Annotated in this window: 3 protein-coding genes; 2 read left to right on the top strand and 1 reads right to left on the bottom strand. The window is 75.8% G+C overall.

What is annotated here, in order from left to right; translation table 11 throughout:
* The coding region (locus D7Y13_RS47335) for a hypothetical protein (RefSeq protein WP_208734547.1) at positions 1–182 on the bottom strand (182 nt) is incomplete at its 3' end.
* Between D7Y13_RS47335 and D7Y13_RS40745 the strand changes: the two genes are divergently transcribed.
* The gene (locus tag D7Y13_RS40745; protein WP_120631031.1) at positions 132–1,343 is read left to right on the top strand and encodes a molybdopterin molybdotransferase MoeA; all 1,212 of its coding nucleotides are present in this window, start codon (positions 132–134) and stop codon (positions 1,341–1,343) included. The genes D7Y13_RS47335 and D7Y13_RS40745 overlap by 51 nt on opposite strands.
* Positions 1,340–2,537, top strand: a 1,198-nt coding sequence (mobB, locus tag D7Y13_RS40750) for a molybdopterin-guanine dinucleotide biosynthesis protein B (protein WP_120631032.1), incomplete at its 3' end; no start/stop codon positions are given. The genes D7Y13_RS40745 and mobB, both read left to right, overlap by 4 nt.

Consider the following 2,537-nt stretch of genomic DNA (forward strand, 5'->3'; position numbering starts at 1 on the left):
ATCGGCAGCGTGATGCCGCTGCATCCGGGCATGAACCTGACGGCGGGCCAGCAGCTCGCGATGCTCGTGCCCGAGCGCGCCCTGCAGATCATCGCGTACCTGCCCGCGCCCACCGCGCTGGGCCGCGCCTCCTGGCCCGGGCGCACGCGGCCCCCTCGCACCTTCCGTTGCTGGAAGCCCACGGGCGGTTCCTCGCCGCCCGCGTGGACGCGGCGCGCGCGCTGCCCGGCTGTGACAACTCCGCCATGGACGGGTGGGCCGTGCGCGCCGAGGAGACCCGGGGCGCCCTGCGCGACCGTCCCGCGCGCCTGCGCATCGTCGACACCGTCTACGCCGGCCACCTGCCCCGGCGCGCGCTCCAGCCCGGCGAGGCCGCGCGCATCTTCACCGGCGCCCCGCTGCCCACCGGCGCCGATGCCGTCGTCCGCCAGGAGGCCGCGCGCCCCACCGACGACGGCACGCACGTGGAGCTCTTCATCTCCGTCCTGCCCGGCCACGACCTGCGCCGCGCGGGTGAGGAGGTCATGCCCGGCGCCCCGCTGTTCCCCGCCGGGCAGCGCGTGGACGCCACCGTGCTCGGCGTGCTCGCGTCGCTGGGTGAGGCCACCGCGCTCGTGCGGCCCGCGCCGCGCGTGGCCGTCCTCGCCACGGGGGACGAACTGGTGCCTCCGGGCCAGCCCGCCGAGCCCCACCAGGTCTTCGAGAGCAACCGCATCCTCGTGGCGGCCCTCGCCCGCGAGGCCGGCGCGGACGTCACCTGGTTGGATCGCTCGCGCGACGATGAAGCGGAGCTGCACGCGCACCTGGAACGGCTGGCCCCCCAGGTGGACGTGCTCATCACCACCGGGGGCGCGTCCGTGGGGGACCGGGACTGCGTGAAGCGCGTGCTGACCCGGATGGGCGCGCGGTTCCTGGTGGACGGCGTGGCGCTCAAGCCCGGCAAGCCCGTGGCCGTGGCGCGCCTGGGCCACACCGCCGTCGTCGTGCTGCCCGGCAATCCCGGCGCCGCCACCGTCGCGTTTGATCAGTTCGCGCGACCGCTGATCCTCAAGCACCAGGGCGTGCTCGAGCAGCGCCGCGTCGTCCGCGCGCGGCTGTCCGAGGCGCGCCACAAGCAGGCGGGCCTCACCTACCTCGTCACGGTCGCGGCGCTCGACGTCCGGGATGACGGGGCCACGCCCTGGGCGCGGCTGCGTCCACAGGGCGCGGGGCAGATCCTCCAGAACGTGGCGGCCCAGGGGTGGGCCGTGCTGCCCTCGGGCCGCGCCGACTTCGCCCAGGGCGAGCCCGTGGACGTGCAGCTCTTCGCTCTGCCGGACTTCCAGGCCGTGGAGGCCGCGTGAAGCCGCCGCCCGCGCTCGGCATCATCGGCTGGTCCGGCTCCGGCAAGACGACGCTGCTGGAGCGTCTGGTGCCGGAGCTGTCCTCGCGCGGCCTGCGCGTGGCGTGCGTGAAGCACTCGTCCGACGCGCATCCGCTCCACCGGGCCGGCAGCGACACCGCGCGCCTCCAGGCCGCGGGCGCGGTGCGCGTGGGCTTCGCCACGCCGGACGGAACGCAGCTCACCACGGCGGAGGCGCTGTCCCCCCAGCACCTCGCCCGCCATGCGGAAGCCGTGGATCTCTGGCTCGTGGAGGGCTGGAAGGACGGGCCCCTGCCGAAGCTGGAGGTGTGGCGCGAAGGCTTGGGGCCGCCGCTGGCGACCTCCCGGCCCGACGTGCTGGCGGTGGTGACGGACGCGGCCCCGCTTCCGCACGCCCTGGGCCCGCTTCCGCGCCTGCCCGCGAACAACGTGCGCGCCGTCGCGGACTTCATCGTCGGGTGGATCCGCGAAGGAGCGGGCCCGCACGGCGCCAGCGCGCGGGACGGTCACGCGGTGCGTGACTCCGGGACACCGCACACGGTGGAGGCTCCGCGAGCCCCCCGTGGCATCACCCACCGTCCCGTGCGCCGCTTCGACGGGGAGGTCCTCCGCGCCGCCGAGGACGACCGCATCGCCGTGGAGGAGCCGCTGGAGATCCGCGTCAGCGGTGACGCCGTCGCCACCACCATGCGCACCCCCGGCCATGATCGCGAACTGGCCGTGGGCTTCCTCTTCGCCGAGGGCATCCTCCAGGACGTGGACGACCTGGGCAGCCTCTTCCACTGCGGCCACCCCGGCGAGGAAGGCTTCGGCAACGTGCTGGAGGTCACCCCCGCCTCCGGCGCCGTGCTCGACCTGGAGCGCGTGGAGGCCACCCGCCGCGGCACCCTCACCACCTCCGCTTGTGGCGTGTGCGGCCGCCGCGACGTGGACGACCTGATGGCCACCTGCGCCCCCGTCGCCCCCGGCCCCGTCCTCTCCGCGCGCACCGTGGCCCGCGCCACCGAACGCCTGCGCGCCGTGCAGCACAACTTCGAGCACACCGGAGGCGTCCATGCCGCCGCCGCGCTGGATGCCCACGGCGAGCTGCTCGCCGCCCACGAGGACGTCGGCCGCCACAACGCCGTGGACAAGGTCGTCGGGGCGCTGGTGCTCGCACGCGCGGTGAGGGCCC

The sequence above is a fragment of the Corallococcus praedator genome (assembly GCF_003612125.1).
Lineage (GTDB): Bacteria > Myxococcota > Myxococcia > Myxococcales > Myxococcaceae > Corallococcus > Corallococcus praedator.